This is a genomic window from Streptomyces rhizosphaerihabitans (assembly GCF_025399795.1).
In the GTDB taxonomy this organism is placed as follows: domain Bacteria; phylum Actinomycetota; class Actinomycetes; order Streptomycetales; family Streptomycetaceae; genus Streptomyces; species Streptomyces rhizosphaerihabitans.
This window is the reverse complement of record NZ_JAODTZ010000044.1, coordinates 26,487-45,598: the sequence shown is the minus strand read 5'-3', so window position 1 is coordinate 45,598 and position 19,112 is coordinate 26,487. Positions and strand designations below refer to the sequence as shown.

The window sequence follows — 19,112 nt, the reverse complement described above, 5'->3', positions numbered from 1 at the left end:
GGCCGTGCGGGCCTTCGCTTTCGTACGACCTGAGGGACCGCTGAGGAGCGCGCGATGAGTGCCGCAGACACGACCACCCCCGCCAAGGTGCCGCCGCCGCGGCAGGCACCGCCACCGGCCGTCGCCGAGGCGCCACGCGCCAAGCGGACCTCGGGCGCGGCGGCGGCCCCCTGGGCCCTGCTCGCCCCGTGCCTGCTGATCCTCGCGCTGGTCCTCGGCTATCCGCTGGCGCGCCTGGTCACGCTCTCCTTCCAGAAGTTCGGGCAGTCCCAGCTCTGGGGCTTCCAGCCTGCCGAGTCGGTCGGCTTCGACAACTTCGCCCATGTGCTCTCGGACAGCGAGTTCTGGGCGGTGGTCGTCCGGACCGTCCTGTTCGCCGGCGGGGCCGTCGTCTTCACGATGGTCGTCGGCATGCTGATCGCGCTGCTCCTCCAGCGGGTCTCCGGATGGGTGAAGACACTCATCAACATCGTGCTGGTGGCCAGCTGGGGCATGCCCATCATCGTCGCCACCACGGTCTTCAAGTGGCTCTTCGACTCCGACTACGGCGTCTTCAACGCGCTGCTCAGCAAGCTCCCCGGCGTCGACATGATCGGCCACAACTGGTTCGCCAGCGGGACGCAGGGCCTGAGCGTGATCATGCTCCTGGTCGTCTGGGGCGCGGTGCCGTTCGTCGTCATCACCCTCAGTGCGGGACTCACCCAGGTGCCCGCCGAGCTGGAGGAGGCCGCACGGCTCGACGGCGCGGGCGCCTGGGGCGTCTTCCGCCATGTCACGCTGCCGATCCTCAAGCCGATCATCGTGATGCTCACGACCCTCTCCGTCATCTGGGACATGGGCGTCTTCCCGCAGGTCTTCGTCATGCGGGGCGGCCACCCGGAGGCGGAGTTCCAACTGCTCACCACGTACTCCTACGACCGCGCCTTCGTCGTCAACGACTACGCGCAGGGGTCGGCGATCGCCGTGCTGACCGTGCTGCTGCTCCTGGGCGTGGTCGCCGTGTACATGCGTCAGATGCTGCAGATCGGAGAGGTCGAATGAGTGCCGTCGCCACGTCCGGGCGTACGTCCGCCGCGGGGCGGAAGTCCTCCGGGCCCCGCAAGTCCAAGCTCGGCTGGAACGTCCTCGGCCTGCTCGTCTTCGCCATCGCGGGCTTCCCGGTCTACTGGATGCTCAACACGGCCATCAAGCCGTCCAAGGACGCCATCGACTCCGATCCGAGCCTGTTCCCCACGGGGTTCACGCTCGACAACTTCCGCCGCGCGCTGGACATCGCCGACTTCTGGGGCCCGGTCGGCCGCAGCCTGATCGTGTCGCTCTCGGTGGTCGTGATCGGCATCGTGGTGGGGATGCTGGCCGCGCTGGCCATCTCCCGCTTCGCCTTCCGCGGCCGCAAGGCAGTGATCGTCGGCATCCTCGCGGTCCAGATGGTCCCGCTGGTCGCCATGATCATCCCGATCTTCCTGCTGCTGAACGACCTCGGTCAGTACGACAAGCTCTCCGGCCTGATCATCACGTATCTGACCTTCATCCTCCCCTTCACGGTGTGGACGCTGCGCGGCTTCATCGTCAACATCCCGAAGGAGCTGGAGGAGGCGGCGATGGTCGACGGGTGCAGCCGCACGGGCGCCTTCATCCGCGTGGTCTTCCCGCTGCTGGCCCCCGGCATGGTCGCGACATCCGTCTACGCCTTCATCCAGGCCTGGAACGAATACCTCTACGCCCTCATGCTGCTGAGCCAGCAGAACCAGACCGCCACCGTCTGGCTCGGCAATTTCACCACCAAGCACGGCACCGAGTACGCCCCGATGATGGCTGGATCCACCATGATGGCCGTGCCGATCGTCGTTCTGTTCCTCCTCGTCCAGCGCAAGATGGCCGCGGGTCTGACCGCGGGCGCCGTGAAGGGATAACGCCTCCCGATGACGACATTCGCCAGTGGTACCACTGCGTCCAATTCAAAGGACGGCCTGACGCGCGACGCCCTCACCGTGCTCCAGCCCGGATTCACCGGGACCACGGCGCCGGACTGGCTGCTGCGCCGTCTCGGTGAAGGCCTCGCCTCCGTCGGCCTGTTCGGCCGCAATATCGCCTCACCCGATCAACTGGCCGCCCTGACCGCCCAGTTGCGCGTCGAACGCGACGACGTCCTGGTCGCCATCGACGAGGAGGGCGGCGACGTCACCCGCCTTGAGGTGCGCACCGGGTCGTCCTTCCCGGGCAACCACGCACTGGGCGCCGTCGACGACGTGGCGCTCACCGAGGCCGTCGCCCTCGAACTCGGCCGCCGGCTGGCCGCGTGCGGAGTGAACCTCAACTGGGCGCCGTCCGCCGACGTGAATTCCAACCCGGCCAACCCGGTCATCGGCGTACGGTCCTTCGGTGCCGACACCGACCTGGTGGCCCGGCACACGGCCGCCTACGTCACCGGCCTCCAGGCCGCCGGCGTCGCCGCCTGCACCAAGCACTTCCCGGGCCACGGGGACACCGCGGTCGACTCCCACCACGCCCTGCCCCGCATCGACGCGGACCTGTCGGTCCTCCAGTCCCGCGAACTCGTCCCCTTCCGGGCCGCGATCGCCGCGGGCAGCCGTGCCGTGATGAGCGCGCACATCCTCGTCCCGGCCCTGGACCCGGACCGCCCGGCCACCCTCTCCCGCCGCATCCTCACCGGTCTGCTGCGCGAGGAACTCGGCTACGACGGCCTGATCGTCACCGACGGCATGGAGATGCAGGCCATCGCCGCGACGTACGGCATCGAGCGGGGCAGCGTGCTGGCCATCGCGGCCGGTGCGGACGCCATCTGCGTCGGCGGCGGACTGGCGGACGACGACACCGTGCGCCGCCTCCGCGACGCCCTGGTCTCCGCCGTCCGCGCCGGTGAACTCCCCGAGGAGCGCCTCGCGGACGCGGCGAACCGGGTGCGGGCACTGGCCGAGTGGACGGCCGCGGCCTCCGCGATCCCGAAGGCCTCCCCGGCCGCCTCCGCCTCGGTGGTCATCTCCCGCACGAATGGCTTGAACAGCTCGAACGCTTCGAACAGCCTGGGTGGTACAGACGGTACGAGCGGTACGGGTGGCGTGAACGCTACGGGTGGTACAGCTGGTGCGAGCGGGCTGAACGGTACAGGCGGTACGGCCGGTACAGACAGCTCGGACAGCTCGGACAGCTCGGACAGCTCGGACAGTGCAAACAGGTCGAACGCCTCGAACGCCTCGGGCGGTACGGGTGGAGCCTCCGACGTGGGCCTGATCGCCGCCCGGCGCGCTCTGACCGTGACCCGCTCCGCGTCGTACACCTCGCTCACCGAGGCCCCCTACGTCGCAGCGCTCACCCCGGTCGCGAACATCGCCGTCGGTGACGAGACCCCCTGGGGCGTGGCCGCGGAGCTGGCCCGGCTGCTTCCCGGTACCGAGACCGGCAGCTTCACCGGCGTGGACGCGGGCTCCTCGGCCCTCGCCGCCGCGGGGGCGCGGCCCCTCGTGGCGGTCGTCCGCGACGAACACCGGCACCCCTGGATGGCGACCGCCCTCGACACCCTGCTCGCCTCCCGCCCCGACACCGTCGTGGTCGAGATGGGCGTCCCCCAGTCGGCGCCCCGGGGCGCCCTGCACATCGCCACCCACGGCGCGGCGCGGGTGTGCGGCCGGGCCGCGGCGGAGGTCATCGCGGGGGAGTAGCGGACCGCTCCCTGGCCGCAAGGCAAAGGTGCCGGGCTCCCTGGGGAGCCCGGCACCTGCGTGTTCCCGCCCGGACCGTCATTTCGCCGAGGGCCGGGCCCGGCCCCGTGCTTTCGCCGAGGCCGGGCCCGGCTGTCAGATGCCCTGCCAGCCGGGCTTGGCGGCGAACGTCTGCCGGAAGTAGTCCGCGAGCTTCAGCTTGGACGCGGCGGCGTCGTCGACGACCACCGTCGCGTGCGGGTGCAGCTGCAGTGCCGACGCCGGGCAGACCGCCGCGACCGGCCCCTCGACCGTCGCCGCCACGGCGTCCGCCTTGCCCTCGCCGGTCGCGAGCAGAACCAGGTGCCGCGCCTCCAGGATCGTGCCGATGCCCTGCGTGATGACGTGGTGCGGCACCTGCTCGATGTCGCCGTCGAAGAACCGCGCGTTGTCCACCCGGGTCTGCTCGGTCAGCGTCTTGATCCGGGTCCGCGAGGCGAGCGAGGAGCACGGCTCGTTGAACCCGATGTGCCCGTCCGTCCCGATCCCCAGCAGCTGGAGGTCGACCCCGCCGGCCGCCGCCAGCGCCCTGTCGTACGCCTCGCACGCGGTCTGGACGTCCGCGGCGGTGCCGTCGGGACCCATGAACGCGTCCATGCCGAGGCCGAGCGGCTCCAGCACCTCGCGGCGCAGCACGGAACGGTAGGACTCGGGGTGCTCGGCCGGCAGCCCCACGTACTCGTCGAGCTGTGCGATGCGCGCGCCCGAGGCGTCCACGGCACCGGAACCCACTCGGGCCGCGAGCGCCTCGTAGATGGGCAGCGGCGTCGAGCCGGTGGCCACGCCGAGCAGTGCGTCGGGCTTGCGCCTGAGCAGTTCCGCCATGGCCTCGGCGATCAGCTCGCCGCCCGCCTTGGCGTCCGGGACGATGACAACTTCCACGCTGGGCCTGCCGATCTGGAGAGGGGACTCAGGAACTCAACCGAATCCGAAGGGGGACACATGTGGTATAGACCAATCTAGCAGAGCGTCACCGCTCCGTCGCCCCGGAACGGGGTGCGTCCCGGCCGGAACTGCCGACCCGCCCGGACGGGCCTTGTACGGGCCGGACCGGACCGGCTTCGCTCATCCGGCGACTCGGCCCGTTCACGAACCGAAGCGGGATAGTCTGATGGGCGCTCCTGGTGTTGGATAAGCGGACAACGAAGAACATCCGCAGGCGCATGGGCTGCGGACGCATGGACGCGGGACCATGGTCTAGTCCACAATCCTTTGAGAAACTGAACAAGCCTCCGTCTTCCCCGCACAGGAAGACGGACCGAGGAACCGGCGCTCTCTGCCCTGACTGCTCCGGCTCCTCTCTTCGGCCGACCGGGACCGCACACCCCGCGGCCGTTGTTGCTCCGGGCTGCGGTGCCGGGAGGGTCGAGGGTCCCTCCCAGGCGCCGCGGCCCGCGGGTGTTTCCGGGGCCGGACGGCGCCCTCGGGCCCCCCGCCCGGACGGCCGATTTCGGGACCTGTCGGATCCGCCGGGTACGCTCGCACTCGTGCCCTCCATGAACGACCTCGTACGCCAGCACACCGCTCTCGGTGACTCCGATCTCGAGTGGCTGCATCTGCTGGTCTCGGAGTGGCAGTTGCTCTCCGACCTCTCCTTCGCCGACCTCGTCCTGTGGGTTCCCACACGCGACGGCACCCGCTACGTCTCGGTCGCCCAGATGCGCCCCAACACGGGGCCCACCTCGTACCAGGACGACATGGTCGGCCACCTGGTCCCGCGCGGCCGCCGCCCCCTGCTGGACGCGGCGCTCGACGAGGGCCGGATCGTGCGCGAGGGCGATCCCGAATGGCGCGAGGAGGTGCCGGTCCGGGTCGAGTCCATTCCCGTACGACGTGAGGGCCGGGTCCTCGGTGTCATCGCCCGCAACACCAACCTGCTCACCGTGCGCACCCCGAGCCGGCTCGAACTGACGTATCTGCAGAGCGCCTCCGACCTCGCACAGATGATCGCGGCGGGCACCTTCCCGTTCCCCGACCAGCAGGTCGACATGGACGCCTCGCCGAGGGTCGGCGACGGACTGATCCGCCTCGACGCGGACGGCGTCGTCCAGTACGCCTCACCGAACGCGCTCTCCGCGTACCACCGCCTGGGTCTGGCCGCCGACCTGGTGGGATGCGACCTCGGCTCCACGACCGCCGAACTCGCCCCGTCCCGGGGTCCGGTGGACGAGGCGCTGTCCAAGGTCGCCAGCGGCTGGGCGCCCCGCGAGTTCGAGATCGAGAGCGCCGAGGGCGTGATCCAGCTGCGGGCGATCCCGCTCAAGCCCAAGGGCACCCGTGTCGGTTCCCTGGTCCTGCTCCGCGATGTCACCGAACTGCGCCGCCGCGAGCGTGAATTGATCACCAAGGACGCCACCATCAGGGAGATCCATCACCGGGTGAAGAACAACCTCCAGACGGTGGCGGCCCTGCTGCGGCTGCAGGCCCGCCGTATCGACTCCGACCGCGGCCGGGAAGCCCTGGAGGAGGCCGTGCGCCGGGTGGGTTCCATCGCGATCGTGCACGAGACGCTCTCCCAGAACCTGGACGAGCGGGTCGAGTTCGACGAGATCGCCGACCGGGTGCTCGCCATGGTCGCCGAGATCTCGCCCGGAAAGGTCACCGGCCGGCGCACCGGACGCTTCGGCATCCTGGACGCCGAGGTCGCGACCCCGCTCTCGATGGTTCTCACCGAGATCCTGCAGAACGCGCTGGAGCACGGCTTCCGTGAGGGCGACCGGGGCACCGTCGAGGTCTCCGCCGTGCGCGGCGGCACCTCCAAGGACGCCCGGCTGCTGGTCACCGTGACGGACGACGGGGTCGGACTGCCCGAGGGCTTCGACCCGCACCGCTCGGGCAACCTCGGCCTGCAGATCGTACGGACGCTGGTGGAGGGCGAGTTGGGCGGCACCTTCGACATGGTGGCCGCTCCGGAGCGCGGCACGCAGGTGCTCCTGGACATTCCGGTGATCGTGCCGAAGTAGCCGACCCGCGCACGAAGTGCGTAGGACCGGCACAAGTGGCCTACGGACAGGGGCAGTCGGCGCCACAAGGGTCCGTCACTCACTGTGACCGGCCCTGGGTGAGAACAGCAATGAGCCCCGGACCACCAGGTGGTCCGGGGCTGAAAGCTCGTTGCATCAAGCGCATCGGGGTACTGCGCGCTGCGGCTCGGGGGCGGGAGTTGCGTACTCGCTGTACGCGCCGCCAAGCTCAGGCTCGTGCGGGGTGGAACGTCAGGCGGTGGCCTGACGAGCTCGGTTGCGGGCAGCACGGCGCTTCATTGCGCGGCGCTCGTCCTCGCTGAGGCCACCCCAGACGCCGGAGTCCTGGCCGGACTCGAGCGCCCACTGCAGACACTGCTCCATGACGGGGCAGCGGCGGCAGACGGCCTTGGCTTCCTCGATCTGCAGCAGCGCAGGACCGGTGTTGCCGATGGGGAAGAAGAGCTCGGGGTCTTCCTCGCGGCAAACGGCGTTGTGACGCCAGTCCATGGCTGCTACCTCTCCTTGGTATTACATGCACGTTGCTTGTGAATGTGAACGCTTTCACGAATCCCTCAACAAGTGAAGGGCCGACAGCCAGACGGACTGGTGTGGTCCTGTGATTTGAGGAGGGGTTCCGGTGCTCTGGGGGCCGATGGTGCGGGCCGTCCCGAGCGCCACGTAGAGACTCGCAAACCTCAGCGGCGGATACAACCCCTTCAGGAAAGTTTTTTTTGATTCCTCGGTGTCGGCTGAGTCACAGCCGTACTTCCATGGGGTGGACCCTGGTCTAAACGTTCGAGTGAAAGGAGTTTGGCCCCTTCCACTCACACAATCACACGCAGTGCACGGCGTACGCCTGTGAACGTCACGCTTGTACGCAGTCCCAGATGGTCGCCGTCCATCTGAAGGGGTAGTGGAACCTTCGAATGCAAGGTGAAGTCCGTCAGGTCATGCAGAGTGACGGCGTGCTTGCCCTGGGGTCCACGCTCGGGGGACGAAGTGAGCAACTGGGTGGCATACCGGGCAACCGAGGCCGTCGACATGCGGCTGAGGGCGAGTACGTCGAGCCCGGTATCGAACGAGGCCTTAGGCGCCGCGTACACCGGACGATTGCCGAGAAACGTCCACGGCGAGGTGTTGCAGATGATGGACAGGACCAGATCGGTGACCGGGTCCGCGCCGGGGCGCTCCAGAGTGATCATTCCGTGCCGACGGTGAGGTTCGTCCAAAAACTGGCGTACCACTTGGCGGAGATACAACGCGTGAGTGGAACGCCGGCCGAGCTCGCGCTGCTGCTCGACCCGGCCCACCACCCCCGCGTCGAAGCCGAGGCCGGCGCAGAAGGTGAACCAGCGGGAGGGCACGGACTCGTCCTCGGTGCCGGGAGTCCCCGCGGCCAGACCGAGGCCGACCGTGCGCTCGCGCTCCTCGCGCAGCGCGTCCAGCAGGGCACCGGTCGCCTCCACGGCGTCGTTCGGCAGGCCGAGGGCGCGGGCGAAGACATTGGTGGAGCCACCGGGGACCACGGCGAGACGGGGAAGGCGCTCCGGGTCGGGGCCCCGGTGCAGAAGACCGTTCACGACCTCGTTGACCGTGCCGTCCCCGCCGAGGGCCACGACCATGTCTATGTCGTCGCTGTCCGCGGCCTGCCGGCCGAGGTCCCGGGCGTGCCCGCGGTACTCGGTGGTGACCACTTCCAGCTTCATCTCACTGGCCAACGCGTGGATCAACACGTCACGCGTACGCGCACTTGTGGTGGTTGCTGCCGGATTGACCACGAGAAGTGCACGCATGCGATGCAGCGTACCTACTGGGTGGTACTCGTCCCAGACCGAGGTAGGGATCCAGTAAGAGTCCCAGGGGCGCCGAGGGTGCGGCGACGGGCCGGTGCGAGCCCCGGAACAGAGCGGTGTACGGCCCCGGGGCGCTCTGAGGTGCGGGGCCGAGGGCTACGCTTCGGGGGTGAGCCGTGAGCAGAATCCCACCCCCGCCGCCCCCCTCCTTGGCCCCCGTCCCGGCCGGCTGACCGCCGCGGCGGCGCTGGCCGCGCTGGAAGGGGCCGCCCTGGTGGCGGGCGGCGTGTGCATCGTCGTGCTCGGTCTCACGGGCGACCCCGACAGCCGGCGGCAGGCCGTCACCGGCGGCGTCACGCTGATCGTGCTCGCCCTGCTGCCGCTCCTGGCCGCGCGCGGCCTGCTGCTGCGCCGCAGCTGGAGCCGGGGCCCGGCCCTCATCACCCAGGTCCTGGCGCTGCCCGTGGCCTACACCCTGCTCCAGGCCGACAGCGTCGCGATCCCCGCCGGCATCGCCCTCGCGGCCGTCGCGCTGGCGGCCCTGGTGCTGCTGGTGAACCCGGCAACGACACGGGCCCTCGGAATCCGAGGGCCCGGCGGCGACGTACGGAACGAGAAGTAGGAGGGGCTCACTCCTCGGGCTCACTCCTCGACGAGGAGCTTCTCCCGCAGCTGGGCGAGCGTGCGGGCCAGCAGCCGCGAGACGTGCATCTGCGAGATGCCGACCTCCTGCGCGATCTGCGACTGCGTCATGTTGCCGAAGAAGCGAAGGAGCAGGATCCGCTTCTCCCGCGGCGGAAGATCCTCCAGCAGCGGCTTGAGCGACTCCCGGTACTCGACGCCTTCCAGCGCCTCGTCCTCGGCGCCCAGGGTGTCGGCGACCGCCGGGGACTCGTCGTCCGTGTCGGGGACGTCCAGGGACAGCGTGGAGTACGCGTTGGCGGACTCCAGGCCCTCCAGGACCTCCTCCTCCGAGATGGCCAGCTTCTCGGCCAGTTCGTGGACCGTCGGGGAGCGGCCGTGCAGCTGGGAGAGCTCGGCGGTCGCCGTGGTCAGCGCCAGCCGCAGCTCCTGGAGGCGGCGCGGGACGCGCACCGCCCAGCCCTTGTCGCGGAAGTGCCGCTTGATCTCGCCGACCACCGTCGGGGTCGCGTACGTCGAGAACTCGACGCCGCGCTCCGGGTCGAACCGGTCGACCGACTTGATCAGCCCGATGGTCGCGACCTGGGTGAGGTCGTCCAGCGGCTCACCACGGTTGCGGAAGCGGCGCGCGAGGTGCTCGACGAGTGGCAGGTGCATGCGGACCAGCTGATTGCGCAGTTCCGCGTACTCGGTGCTGCCGTCCTGCAGCTTGCGCAGCTCGATGAACAGCGCCCGCGCCCCGCTGCGGTCCTGCGGGTCGTGCCGGATGTGCTGGGCGCTGGGGCCGTGCTGGATGTGCTGGGCGCTCGGCCCGTGCTGCGCGCCCTGCACGTTCTGCTCCGCGTTTCGCTCGTGCTCGCTCATAGTCCCGCCCGTCACCATTCCCCGAGCTCGCGGCTCTTCCCCCGTGTCCTCGGCCGCGCTCGAACCGGGGGGACCTCCCCGTCCGGGGAAGACCTCCGGCTGCGCCGCTGCCGCCGAGGAGACGTCGATCTCCGGATGCGGCCGGGCCTGTTCGGGGATGCCGTCGACGCCGTCCGCCGTGTGCCGCGGCCCGCCCGGGCCGTCGGCGCGCTCCGCGGGAGGCTCCCGTGTGCCGCGCTCTTCGTCCCGCACCGGCCCGTCCCCGTTCCTCACGCCGGCCCGGGTCCCGCGCCGCGCTGTTTGTAGAGGCTGATCGTCACGGTCTTGTCCTCGGCGACGGTGGACTCGACCTTGCCCGCGAGCGCCGACAGGACGGTCCACGCGAAGGTGTCACGTGACGGAGCGTGACCGTCGGTGGTCGGAGCCGAGACCGTGACCTCCAGTGAGTCGTCGATCAGCCGGAAGACACAGCTGAGCACCGAACCGGGGACGGCCTGCTGCAGCAGGATCGCGCAGGCCTCGTCCACCGCGATGCGCAGATCCTCGATCTCGTCGAGGGTGAAGTCCAAACGGGCCGCCAGCCCGGCCGTGGCCGTGCGCAGTACCGACAGGTAGGCACCCGCGGCCGGCAGCCGGACTTCCACGAAGTCCTTCGTCGCGGGCTCGCCTGCGATCTGGGACACCCTCACCTCCATGGTGGTACAAGCTCATTCGAGCTCTTTCGGGGCCGAGGGTCGCCCCCCGGGGTAACGCGCTACGTCGTTCAGCGGTGACGCTACCGCGCTCCGGACTTTCCTGTCCTGGGGACCCCGCCCCTTGCTGTCACTCATAGTAAGCCCATGAGTACGGACAGTGGCTAGAGGTCTGCGGCCCCAAATAGGAAGAGCGCGCGCCGGGTTGACGTACCCAGACGTCAGACCGTCGAACCGTCCGGATCGTGAGTCACGCGCGTACGTGATCCACGGCTCGGACGCGAACGTGATCCGCGGCTCAGACGAGTACGTGGTCCACAAAACACCAACGCCAGTTCTCCCCCTGCTCGAACGTGCGCATGATCGGATGTCCGGTGTCCTTGTGGTGCTCCGTCGCGTGCCGCAGCGGTGAGGAGTCACAACAGGCGAGATGCCCGCACTCCAGACACAGCCGAAGCTGCACCGGGTGGGTGCCGGCGGCCACGCACTCCAGGCAGGTCTCGCTCCCGGGCTCGGGTTCGGGCTGCGGCAGCGCTTCGGCGTGCGTGCACTGTTTCATGATTGCCAGGTTACGTCGGGCGTGCGGGATGCCGCGCGGAAAAAGAGGGCGGGCGAAAGACGATGGATGTGCTGCCACTGCTGTTGCTGGTCGCGGGGAGCGCGGCGGTCGCCGGGGCCGCCCGCCGCACCCCGGTCCCGGCACCCCTGCTGATCGTCGCCGTGGCCCTGCTGATCTCGTACGTCCCGGGGGTGCCCGCGTACGAACTCGACCCCGACGTCGTGCTTCCGCTGGTGCTGCCGCCGCTGCTGTACACGGCGGCCACCGACAGCTCCTACCTCGACCTGAGGGCCCAGTTGAGGCCCGTCGCGCTGTTGTCGGTCGGGTACGTCCTCTTCGCGACCCTCGTGGTCGGCTGGGCCGCCTATCTGCTCGTACCGGGCCTGCCGCTGCCCGCGGCGCTGGTGCTCGGCGCCGTGGTCGCGCCGCCGGACGCGGTGGCCGCGACGGCCGTGGCGCGCCGGGTGGGACTGCCCTCACGGATCACCACGATCCTGCAGGGGGAGTCCCTGGTGAACGACGCGACCGCGATCACCGCCTACAAGGTGGCGCTCGCGGCGGCGGTCGGCGAGGGCGCGACCTGGGCGGGCGGCGTCCGCGAGTTCCTGCTCGCGGCGGTCGGCGGCGTCGTCGTCGGGCTCGTGCTGATGATCCCCATCCACTGGCTGCGCACCCACATGAACGAGGCGCTCCTCCAGAACACCCTCTCCCTGCTGATCCCCTTCGTCGCCTACGGCATCGCCGAGCAGTTCAACGCCTCCGGGGTGCTCGCGGTGGTCGTCGTCGCGCTCTACCTCGGACACCGCTCCTGGGAGGTGGACTTCGCGACCCGGCTCCAGGAGGAGGCGGTGTGGAAGATGGTCGCGTTCGTCCTGGAGTCCGCGGTGTTCGCGCTGATCGGACTCCAACTGCCGGTCGTCCTGAAGGGTCTCGGCGCCTACGCGGGCGCGAGTGCGGCCTGGTACGCCCTCGCCCTCTTCCTCGTCGTCGTGGCGACCCGCTTCGTGTGGGTGTTCCCCGCCACCTTCCTGCCCCGCATCCTGTCGGCGCGTATCCGCGAACGCGAGGACAACCCGACCTGGAAGGGGCCGTTCATCATCGGCTGGGCCGGCATGCGCGGAGTCGTCTCGCTCGCCATCGCCTTCTCCATCCCGCTCACCGTGCACGGCGGCGACGCCTTCCCTGAACGCAACCTGATCCTCTTCCTGACCTTCACCACCGTCATCGGCACTCTGGTCGTGCAGGGCCTGACCCTGCCCCCGCTGATCCGGCTGCTGAAACTGCCGGGGCGCGACATACAGGCCGAGACGCTCGCCGAGGCCAACGCCCAGGCGCAGGCCTCCCGTGCCGCGGAGGGGCGCCTCGACGAACTCCTCGCCGACGAGCGCAACGCCCTGCCACCGCCGCTCGCCGAGCGTCTGCGCACGGTCATGGAGCGGCGCCGCAACGCCGTCTGGGAGCGGCTCGGCGCGGTCAACCCGGTCACCGGCGAGACCGCGGACGACACTTACCGCCGGCTCTCCCGCGAGATGATCGGCACCGAGCGCGATGTCTTCGTCAAGCTGCGCGACCACCGCTACATCGACGACGAGATGCTGCGCACGCTGCTGCGCCGGCTGGACCTGGAGGAGGCGGCGGCCTACCGGGAGGCGGCCTGAGGTCCGGTCTCCGCCGCGGGGAACGGCGCCCCGGTGATCACCGCCGCCACCGTCGTGCCGCGCGGGAACGCGCCCTCCTCGGCGAGGGCGACAAGTCCGTAGAGCATCTTGGCGACATAGAGACGTTCGACGGACAGCCCGTGGCGCTGCTCGAAGTCCTCGGCGAAGGCGTCGAGTTCGGCGCTGGTGCGGGCGTAGCCGCCGAAGTGGAAGCGTTCGTCGAGGGACCAGGTGCCGCGCCGGGAGCCGAACGCGGCCGTCTGCAGGGCGGTCGTCCCGGCGTCGAGGAAGCCGCCTCGCAGGACCGGGATGCCGAGAGCGCGCTGACCGGGAGCGAGGCCCGCGGCCAGTCCGGCGAGGGTGCCGCCGGTGCCGCAGGCCAGGGCGGCCACGTCGATGCCGCCGTGATCGCGCAGCTCCTCGCCGAGCGCTTGGCAGCCACGTACGGCGAGGGCGTTGCTGCCGCCCTCGGGCACCACGTACGCGTCCTCGGTGTCCGTCGCGCGCAGGATCCCGGCCAGCGTCTCCGGCTCCGTCTTGTGGCGGTACGTCGATCTGTCGACGAAGTGAAGGCGCATACCGTCGGCCGCGCAGCGGGCCAGTGAGGGGTTGAGGGGGCGGTCGGCCAGCTCCTGGCCGCGGACCACACCGAGGGTGGGCAGGCCCAGCAGGCGGCCCGCTGCGGCGGTGGCACGCAGATGGTTCGAGTACGCCCCGCCGAAGGTGACCAGGGTGCGGCCCGCCGCCGCTTCGAGGTTCGGCGTCAGCTTGCGCCACTTGTTGCCGATCAGCAGCGGGTGGATCAGATCGTCCCGCTTCAGCACCAGCCGGACGCCATGCCGCGCGAACCGCCCGTCCACGACCTCCCGGAGCGGCGACGGTATACGCGGCCGGAGCCCGAGCGGGTCGGCCGGGCCGAGGGCTCCGGGTGCGCCGGGGACGGCTGCGGTGGCGCTGTCCGAGGTGTCGGGAGCGCCGTTGTCCGGGGCGGCGGGGCTGGGCACCCCTTCATTGTCGGACACCTGTCCGGGGACGGCCGGACGCGGGGGCCCGCGATGCCGGCCGTCCACGCCGCGGCCCTCGGCGCCTCAGCTCACTTCAGCACCTCGCGGACGCGCCCCCGCAGGAAGCTCATCGTGAATCCTCGCGGGTCCACCTTTCCCGGCTGCCACTCCAGGTGGCCGATGACCGAGCGCTCCGTCCAGCCGTGGAACCGGCAGATCGCGGCGGAAACCCTGGCGATGGCGTCCAGCTGGGCCTCGGGCCACGGGTCCTTGCCGTTGCCGAGGTTCTCGCACTCGAAGCCGTAGAAATGGCGGTTGCCGTCGGTGTTCGCCTCGTTGTCGTGCGGCAGCGCCTTCTCGGCGATCACCGCGCGCAGCACGTCGTCGTCGCCGAGGCCCGCGTGGTTGGCCCGGCCGTAGCCGACCAGGTGGAGGACGCCGTCCTTGGTGATGACGCCGTGGCACAGCGGTCCGGGCAGATCCTCCCGGCCCTCGCGGCAGAGCCCGACCGTGAGCTCGGTGCCCGAGGTCACCGTGTGGTGGATCATCACCCCGTGCACCGGCCCCCAGGGGCCCTTGTGATTGCGGTTGTGATGCTCCCAGTCGCCGACCTCGACGACGTGGACGCCTTCCTCCCTGATCCGGTCCAGGAAACTGCCCGCGGACATGGGCGATGCCATGGCCGACTCCTTCGCGCTGTACGTCGGCCACCTGTCGTGGCCGTCTGGTACCGCAGCTTCTATAGCCGACCGGGCTGCCGGACCCACTCGTTCGCACAGCGTGCGAGTCGATCCGGTCAGTCCAGGAGGAACCGGTCAGGACCGGAGGAAGAGGAACCGGTCAGGACCGGAGGAAGGCGTCCCCGTGGGTGGCGATGTGACTCTCCAGTGCCTGAAGAGCTTGCCGGGTCGCCTCGGCGGAACCGCTGCCCCGCCGCTCCGCGTAGTACGCGGAGCCGAGTCTCTTCAGGAGGTCGCCGCCCGCACGCTGCGCCTGCACGTCGTCCAGCTTCTGCTTGCCCTGCGTGAGTCCGCGCTGCGCCTGCTCTTTCGCGCGGTCCAGGAAGCCTGCCACTGCTGTCTCCCGTCGTTGCCCGTCGTTGTCCGTCGAGGGAGCGAACGGACGGCCGGATCTTGGAGTTCCCTGGCCGTAGGGCGGCCCGGTCCGGCGGAATCGCCCCCTCTGCCCAGGTCCGGAGTGATCCATTCCCCCTCATTCGTGTAATAGCACCAGCACGCTCCGTAATGGAAGGCTTGCTCCCGAAGATCAGTGCACGACCGGAAGGGCAATTTTCATGTCGGTAGGCGAAGAGGTCCGCGCGGAGCAGAACCGTCCGCAGCAGAGTCTCGGCACATCCGCCGCGCGGAACCTGGCCACCACCACCAAGTCCGCGCCACAGATGCAGGAGATCAGCTCGCGGTGGCTGCTGCGCATGCTTCCGTGGGTGAACGTGCAGGGTGGCACGTACCGCGTGAACCGGCGGCTCAGCTACTCCGTGGGCGACGGCCGCGTGACGTTCGTCAAGACCGGGGACCGTGTCCAGGTCATCCCCGCGGAGCTCGGGGAACTGTCCGTGCTGCGGTCGTACGAGGACGAGGACGTACTGGGCGAGCTCGCCCAGCGGTGCCAGCAGCGGGAGTTCGCCCCGGGGGAGGTGCTGGCCTCGTTCGGCAGCCGGGCCGAAGAGGTCTTCCTGCTGGCGCACGGCAAGGTCGAGAAGATCGGCACCGGTCCCTACGGGGACGACGCGGTGCTCGGTGTCCTCGCCGACGGCGCGTACTTCGGCGAGCAGGCGCTCATCGACCCGGAGGCCATCTGGGAGTACACGGCCCGCGCGGTGACGGCGGTGACCGTGCTCACGCTGCCCCGCCAGGATCTCGAACAGGTGGCGGAGCGCGCCGAGTCCCTGAGCGCCCATCTCCAGGAGCTGCGCGCGATTCCGTCGCAGCGCACCAACAAGTACGGCGAGAAGGAGATCGACCTCGCGGCCGGCCACACCGGGGAGCAGGACATCCCGGGCACCTTCGTGGACTACGAGGCCACCCCGCGCGAGTACGAACTGAGCATCGCCCAGACGGTCCTGCGCCTGCACACGCGCGTGGCCGACCTCTACAACCAGCCGATGAACCAGACCGAGCAGCAGTTGCGGCTCACCGTGGAGGCGTTGAAGGAGCGCCAGGAGCACGAGCTCATCAACAACCGCGAGTTCGGAATGCTCAACAACTGCGAGTACGACCAGCGGCTCCAGCCGCACGACGGCGTACCGAGCCCGGACGACATGGACGAGCTGCTCAGCCGTCGGCGCGGAACCAAACTGTTCCTCGCCCACCCGCGCGCGATCTCAGCCTTCGGCCGCGAGCTGAACAAACGCGGACTCGTCCCCGAGAGCATCGAGATGGCCGGCAACCGCATCCCGACCTGGCGCGGGGTGCCGATCTTCCCGTGCAACAAGATCCCGGTCAGTGACGCCCGGACGACCTCGATCATCGCGATGCGCACCGGCGAGGCCGAACAGGGAGTGGTCGGGCTCCAGCAGGCGGGCATCCCGGACGAGATCGAGCCGAGCCTGTCGGTGCGCTTCATGGGCATCAACGAACAGGCGATCATCTCCTACCTGGTGACGGCGTACTACTCCGCCGCGGTGCTCGTGCCGGACGCCCTCGGCATCCTGGAGAACGTCGAGATCGGCCGGTGGCGGTGACGATCCGCGAAGCGGAGTCCGTCGTGGTCCTGTCCCTCGGGGCGGGACCACGACGGGGGCGCGCGCCCCGAGGCCGTTCGGGCGCCGTCGTCAGCCGGCTCTCCGATGCGATCGCGCGGGTGAGCGCATGACGACGGAGACGCAGCAGGGCCCGGCCGGAATTCCCGACAGACGGCGCCCGCCAGGGACCCCGGACCGGCGAAGTCACGGCGGGAGACCCATGCAAAGACAGGGCGCGCCGAACCCGCCCGACGCGCCGGAGGCCGCGGTCATCCTGGAGCGGGCACGGGCGTTCGTCGACCCCGAGCTGCGCCGGGCCATCGACTCGCTGCCGGGCTCGATGCGCCGCGTCGGGCTGTACCACTTCGGCTGGGAGCAGGCGGACGGCACCCCGGCGGCGGGGAACGCCGGCAAGGCCATTCGGCCCGCGCTGGTGCTCACCGCGGTCCAGGCACTCGGCGGCCGGCAGGAGACGGCGGTACGGGCGGCCGCCGCGGTGGAGCTGATCCACAACTTCACCCTGCTGCACGACGACGTGATGGACCGGGACGCCACCCGCAGACACCGCCCCACCGCCTGGACCGTGTTCGGCGACGCCGACGCGATCCTCGCCGGGGACGCCCTGCAGGCACTGGCCATGCGGCTGCTCGCCGAGGATCCGCACCGCGCGTCCTCGGCGGCCGCCGCGCGGCTCGCGGGCTGCGTCGTCGAACTGTGCGCCGGACAGCACACGGACACGGCCATGGAGAAGCTCGGCCCGGACGAGGTCACCCTTGAGGAGTGCCTCGCCATGGCCGAGGCGAAGACGGGCGCCCTGCTCGGCAGTGCCTGCGCCATCGGGGGGCTGTACGCGGGGGCGGACGCGCGGGACGTCGAGGCGCTCGACGCGTTCGGCCGGGAGGCGGGGCTCGCCTTCCAGCTGATCGACGATGTGATCGGGATCTGGGGCGACCCGGCCCGCACCGGCAAACCGGCCGGGGCGGACCTCGCCGTCCGCAAGAAGTCGCTGCCCGTGGTCGCCGCGCTCACCTCGGGCACCCCGGCGGCCGCGGAGCTGGCCGATTTGTACGCGGCGCCGTACCGGGAAGGGGAGTTGGAGCGTACGGTGCTGGCCGTCGAGCGGGCGGGCGGGCGCGACTGGGCGCAGGCCCAGGCGGCCGACCGGATGTCCCGGGCGATGCACGAACTGTCCCGCGCGGTACCCGCCCCCGAGGCGGCGGGCGGCCTTCTCGCACTGGCCGAGTTCGTCACCCGGCGCAGCAACTGACCGGTCCCGTCGGCCGGTCGGCGACCCCGGAACCCCGGGCACCGTACGGAACCTGACATCCGTACGGTGCCCGGCTCCGGAGGGCGGGCCCCGCGCATCCCCACGGCGTGCGGGGCCCGCGCCCTTGCGCACGCCCCCGGGGCACCCCCGGGGGCGGGGTGTCGGCTCCCGGGCGTAATAGGCTCAACCGCCGTACGGTCGGGGCTGGTTGGGGCGAAGGGCGGAGCTGGTCATGGGTGTTGCGATCAGAGTGGCGGGCGAGGCGGACCGGGAGCTGGTCGTCCGGCTGCTGGACACGGCGTTCCAGGACGATCCGGTGAGCAACTGGGTCTTCCCCGACCCGGCGCACCGCCGCGCGACGCACCCCAAGCTGATGGCGGCGTTCACCGATGTCGTACTCGCCGAGGGGCGTATCGATCTGGCCGAGGACGGTTCGGCGTGCGCCCTGTGGCTGTCCGTCCCCGCAGGGAATCACGAGGGCGAGGGCGAGAACGACGGTGCGGACGAGGACGGGCCCGCGCAGCTGCGCGCGGCTGTCGACCCGGGCAACGAACGGGTCGAGCTGATCGGCCGGCTGACGGCGGACATCCACCCCGAGGGACGCGCCCACGCGTACCTGTGGATGATCGGGGTGGCCCCGGAGCGCCAGGGCGAGGGGCTCGGCGGCGCGCTGATCGAGTCGGTCCTCGACCGCTGCGACCGCGAGGGCCTGGCCGCCTATCTCGAGGCGAGCAACGCCCGCAGCCGCGCACTGTACGAACGCCTCGGTTTCGTACTCACGGGCCGTCCCCTCGACCTGCCGGAGGGCCCGCAGATGTGGCCGATGTGGCGCGAGCCGCGACCGGGGCGACAGGCCCGGGCCGAGGACTAGAGCCGGGCCTGGTCCCAGGCCCAGGGCTTGAGCCGGACCCGTAGCCAGAGAGCCAGAGCCAGAGCCAGAGAGCCAGAGCCAGACCACGTCCCGGACCAGGTCCGGGACGTACAACAGGAAGCGGTGGGTCCGCCGCCCTACCCTGAAGGCATGGGCACAGATGAGCATGTATGTCCCGAATGCGGACAGTCGGTCGCCACGACGGTGCACCGGTACAAGACCCTGGGCGCCTGGGTGCCCAGATGGAGCCCCGGACCCTGCCGGAACCCGAAGTGCGCGGCATACGCCGACGAGCCCGGACGCGGCCAGGGACATGGACACGGAGAGGGCCAGGGACACGATCTGCCGGAGGAGCCCGCCGCGGAGAAATCCTGAC

At 70.5% G+C, this 19,112-nt stretch carries 18 protein-coding genes; 9 read left to right on the top strand and 9 right to left on the bottom strand.

Annotated features, from left to right (window positions below):
• The first annotated feature begins 54 nt into the window (after positions 1-54).
• Genes N4G66_RS33170 through N4G66_RS33160 form a run of 3 tightly spaced genes read left to right on the top strand, consistent with a single transcriptional unit; the run spans position 55 to position 3,680 of the window.
• Positions 55-1,041 (top strand): carbohydrate ABC transporter permease, encoded by a 987-nt coding sequence (locus N4G66_RS33170; RefSeq protein WP_261707976.1) that lies wholly within the window; start codon positions 55-57, stop codon positions 1,039-1,041.
• Positions 1,038-1,913 (top strand): carbohydrate ABC transporter permease, encoded by an 876-nt coding sequence (locus tag N4G66_RS33165; protein WP_261707975.1) that lies wholly within the window; start codon positions 1,038-1,040, stop codon positions 1,911-1,913. The genes N4G66_RS33170 and N4G66_RS33165 overlap by 4 nt, the downstream gene beginning before the upstream one ends.
• Positions 1,914-1,922: 9 nt before the next feature.
• Positions 1,923-3,680, top strand: a complete 1,758-nt coding sequence (locus N4G66_RS33160; RefSeq protein WP_261707974.1) for a glycoside hydrolase family 3 protein — start codon at positions 1,923-1,925, stop codon at positions 3,678-3,680.
• Positions 3,681-3,815: 135 nt separating this feature from the next.
• Here the strand turns inward: N4G66_RS33160 and nagB are convergent, their stop codons facing one another.
• Positions 3,816-4,601 (bottom strand): glucosamine-6-phosphate deaminase, encoded by a 786-nt coding sequence (nagB, locus tag N4G66_RS33155; RefSeq protein WP_261707973.1) that lies wholly within the window; start codon positions 4,599-4,601, stop codon positions 3,816-3,818.
• Between the two features lie 605 nt (positions 4,602-5,206).
• Between nagB and N4G66_RS33150 the strand changes: the two genes are divergently transcribed.
• Positions 5,207-6,682, top strand: a complete 1,476-nt coding sequence (locus N4G66_RS33150) for a sensor histidine kinase (RefSeq protein ID WP_261707972.1) — start codon at positions 5,207-5,209, stop codon at positions 6,680-6,682.
• Positions 6,683-6,934: 252 nt separating this feature from the next.
• Here N4G66_RS33150 and N4G66_RS33145 read toward each other — a convergent pair whose 3' ends face one another.
• A complete protein-coding gene (locus tag N4G66_RS33145) occupies positions 6,935-7,192 on the bottom strand; it encodes a WhiB family transcriptional regulator (RefSeq protein ID WP_006380970.1) in 258 nt (85 codons plus the stop codon).
• Between the two features lie 317 nt (positions 7,193-7,509).
• A complete protein-coding gene (locus N4G66_RS33140) occupies positions 7,510-8,478 on the bottom strand; it encodes a diacylglycerol/lipid kinase family protein (protein WP_261707971.1) in 969 nt (322 codons plus the stop codon).
• Positions 8,479-8,647: 169 nt separating this feature from the next.
• On the opposite strand from N4G66_RS33140, the gene N4G66_RS33135 reads away from it, so the two are divergent.
• Positions 8,648-9,100 carry a hypothetical protein gene (locus N4G66_RS33135; protein WP_261707970.1) on the top strand — a complete coding sequence of 151 codons (453 nt, stop codon included), beginning with the start codon at positions 8,648-8,650 and terminating at the stop codon, positions 9,098-9,100.
• Between the two features lie 20 nt (positions 9,101-9,120).
• Here N4G66_RS33135 and N4G66_RS33130 read toward each other — a convergent pair whose 3' ends face one another.
• The 3 genes from N4G66_RS33130 to N4G66_RS33120 all read right to left on the bottom strand — a co-directional run bounded on the left by N4G66_RS33130 (position 9,121) and on the right by N4G66_RS33120 (position 11,235).
• The gene (locus tag N4G66_RS33130) at positions 9,121-10,236 is read right to left on the bottom strand and encodes an RNA polymerase sigma factor SigF (protein ID WP_261707969.1); all 1,116 of its coding nucleotides are present in this window, start codon (positions 10,234-10,236) and stop codon (positions 9,121-9,123) included.
• A gap of 17 nt (positions 10,237-10,253) precedes the next feature.
• A complete protein-coding gene (locus tag N4G66_RS33125) occupies positions 10,254-10,667 on the bottom strand; it encodes an anti-sigma regulatory factor (RefSeq protein ID WP_261707968.1) in 414 nt (137 codons plus the stop codon).
• A 307-nt stretch (positions 10,668-10,974) separates the two neighbouring features.
• Complete coding sequence (locus N4G66_RS33120; protein WP_261707967.1) at positions 10,975-11,235, bottom strand: UBP-type zinc finger domain-containing protein; 261 nt, start codon at positions 11,233-11,235, stop codon at positions 10,975-10,977.
• Positions 11,236-11,297: 62 nt separating this feature from the next.
• Here N4G66_RS33120 and N4G66_RS33115 point away from each other — a divergent pair, with 62 nt between their 5' ends.
• Complete coding sequence (locus tag N4G66_RS33115) at positions 11,298-12,893, top strand: Na+/H+ antiporter (RefSeq protein WP_261707966.1); 1,596 nt, start codon at positions 11,298-11,300, stop codon at positions 12,891-12,893.
• On the opposite strand, the gene N4G66_RS33110 is transcribed toward N4G66_RS33115, so the two are convergent.
• The 3 genes from N4G66_RS33110 to N4G66_RS33100 form a co-directional block, all read right to left on the bottom strand.
• Positions 12,875-13,777 (bottom strand): 1-aminocyclopropane-1-carboxylate deaminase/D-cysteine desulfhydrase, encoded by a 903-nt coding sequence (locus N4G66_RS33110; RefSeq protein ID WP_261708014.1) that lies wholly within the window; start codon positions 13,775-13,777, stop codon positions 12,875-12,877. The two genes, N4G66_RS33115 and N4G66_RS33110, sit on opposite strands and share 19 nt — an antisense overlap.
• 209 nt (positions 13,778-13,986) lie before the next feature.
• Positions 13,987-14,577 carry an N-acetylmuramoyl-L-alanine amidase gene (locus N4G66_RS33105; RefSeq protein WP_261707965.1) on the bottom strand — a complete coding sequence of 197 codons (591 nt, stop codon included), beginning with the start codon at positions 14,575-14,577 and terminating at the stop codon, positions 13,987-13,989.
• A 160-nt stretch (positions 14,578-14,737) separates the two neighbouring features.
• Positions 14,738-14,971, bottom strand: coding sequence for a hypothetical protein (locus tag N4G66_RS33100; RefSeq protein WP_261707964.1), 234 nt, complete (start codon positions 14,969-14,971; stop codon positions 14,738-14,740).
• Positions 14,972-15,191: 220 nt separating this feature from the next.
• On the opposite strand from N4G66_RS33100, the gene N4G66_RS33095 reads away from it, so the two are divergent.
• The 3 genes from N4G66_RS33095 (at position 15,192) to N4G66_RS33085 (ending at position 18,736) form a co-directional block, all read left to right on the top strand.
• Complete coding sequence (locus N4G66_RS33095; RefSeq protein WP_261707963.1) at positions 15,192-16,598, top strand: family 2B encapsulin nanocompartment shell protein; 1,407 nt, start codon at positions 15,192-15,194, stop codon at positions 16,596-16,598.
• A 127-nt stretch (positions 16,599-16,725) separates the two neighbouring features.
• Positions 16,726-17,865 carry a family 2 encapsulin nanocompartment cargo protein polyprenyl transferase gene (locus tag N4G66_RS33090; protein WP_391858929.1) on the top strand — a complete coding sequence of 380 codons (1,140 nt, stop codon included), beginning with the start codon at positions 16,726-16,728 and terminating at the stop codon, positions 17,863-17,865.
• A gap of 232 nt (positions 17,866-18,097) precedes the next feature.
• A complete protein-coding gene (locus tag N4G66_RS33085; RefSeq protein WP_261707961.1) occupies positions 18,098-18,736 on the top strand; it encodes a GNAT family N-acetyltransferase in 639 nt (212 codons plus the stop codon).
• Positions 18,737-19,112 lie beyond the last annotated feature (376 nt).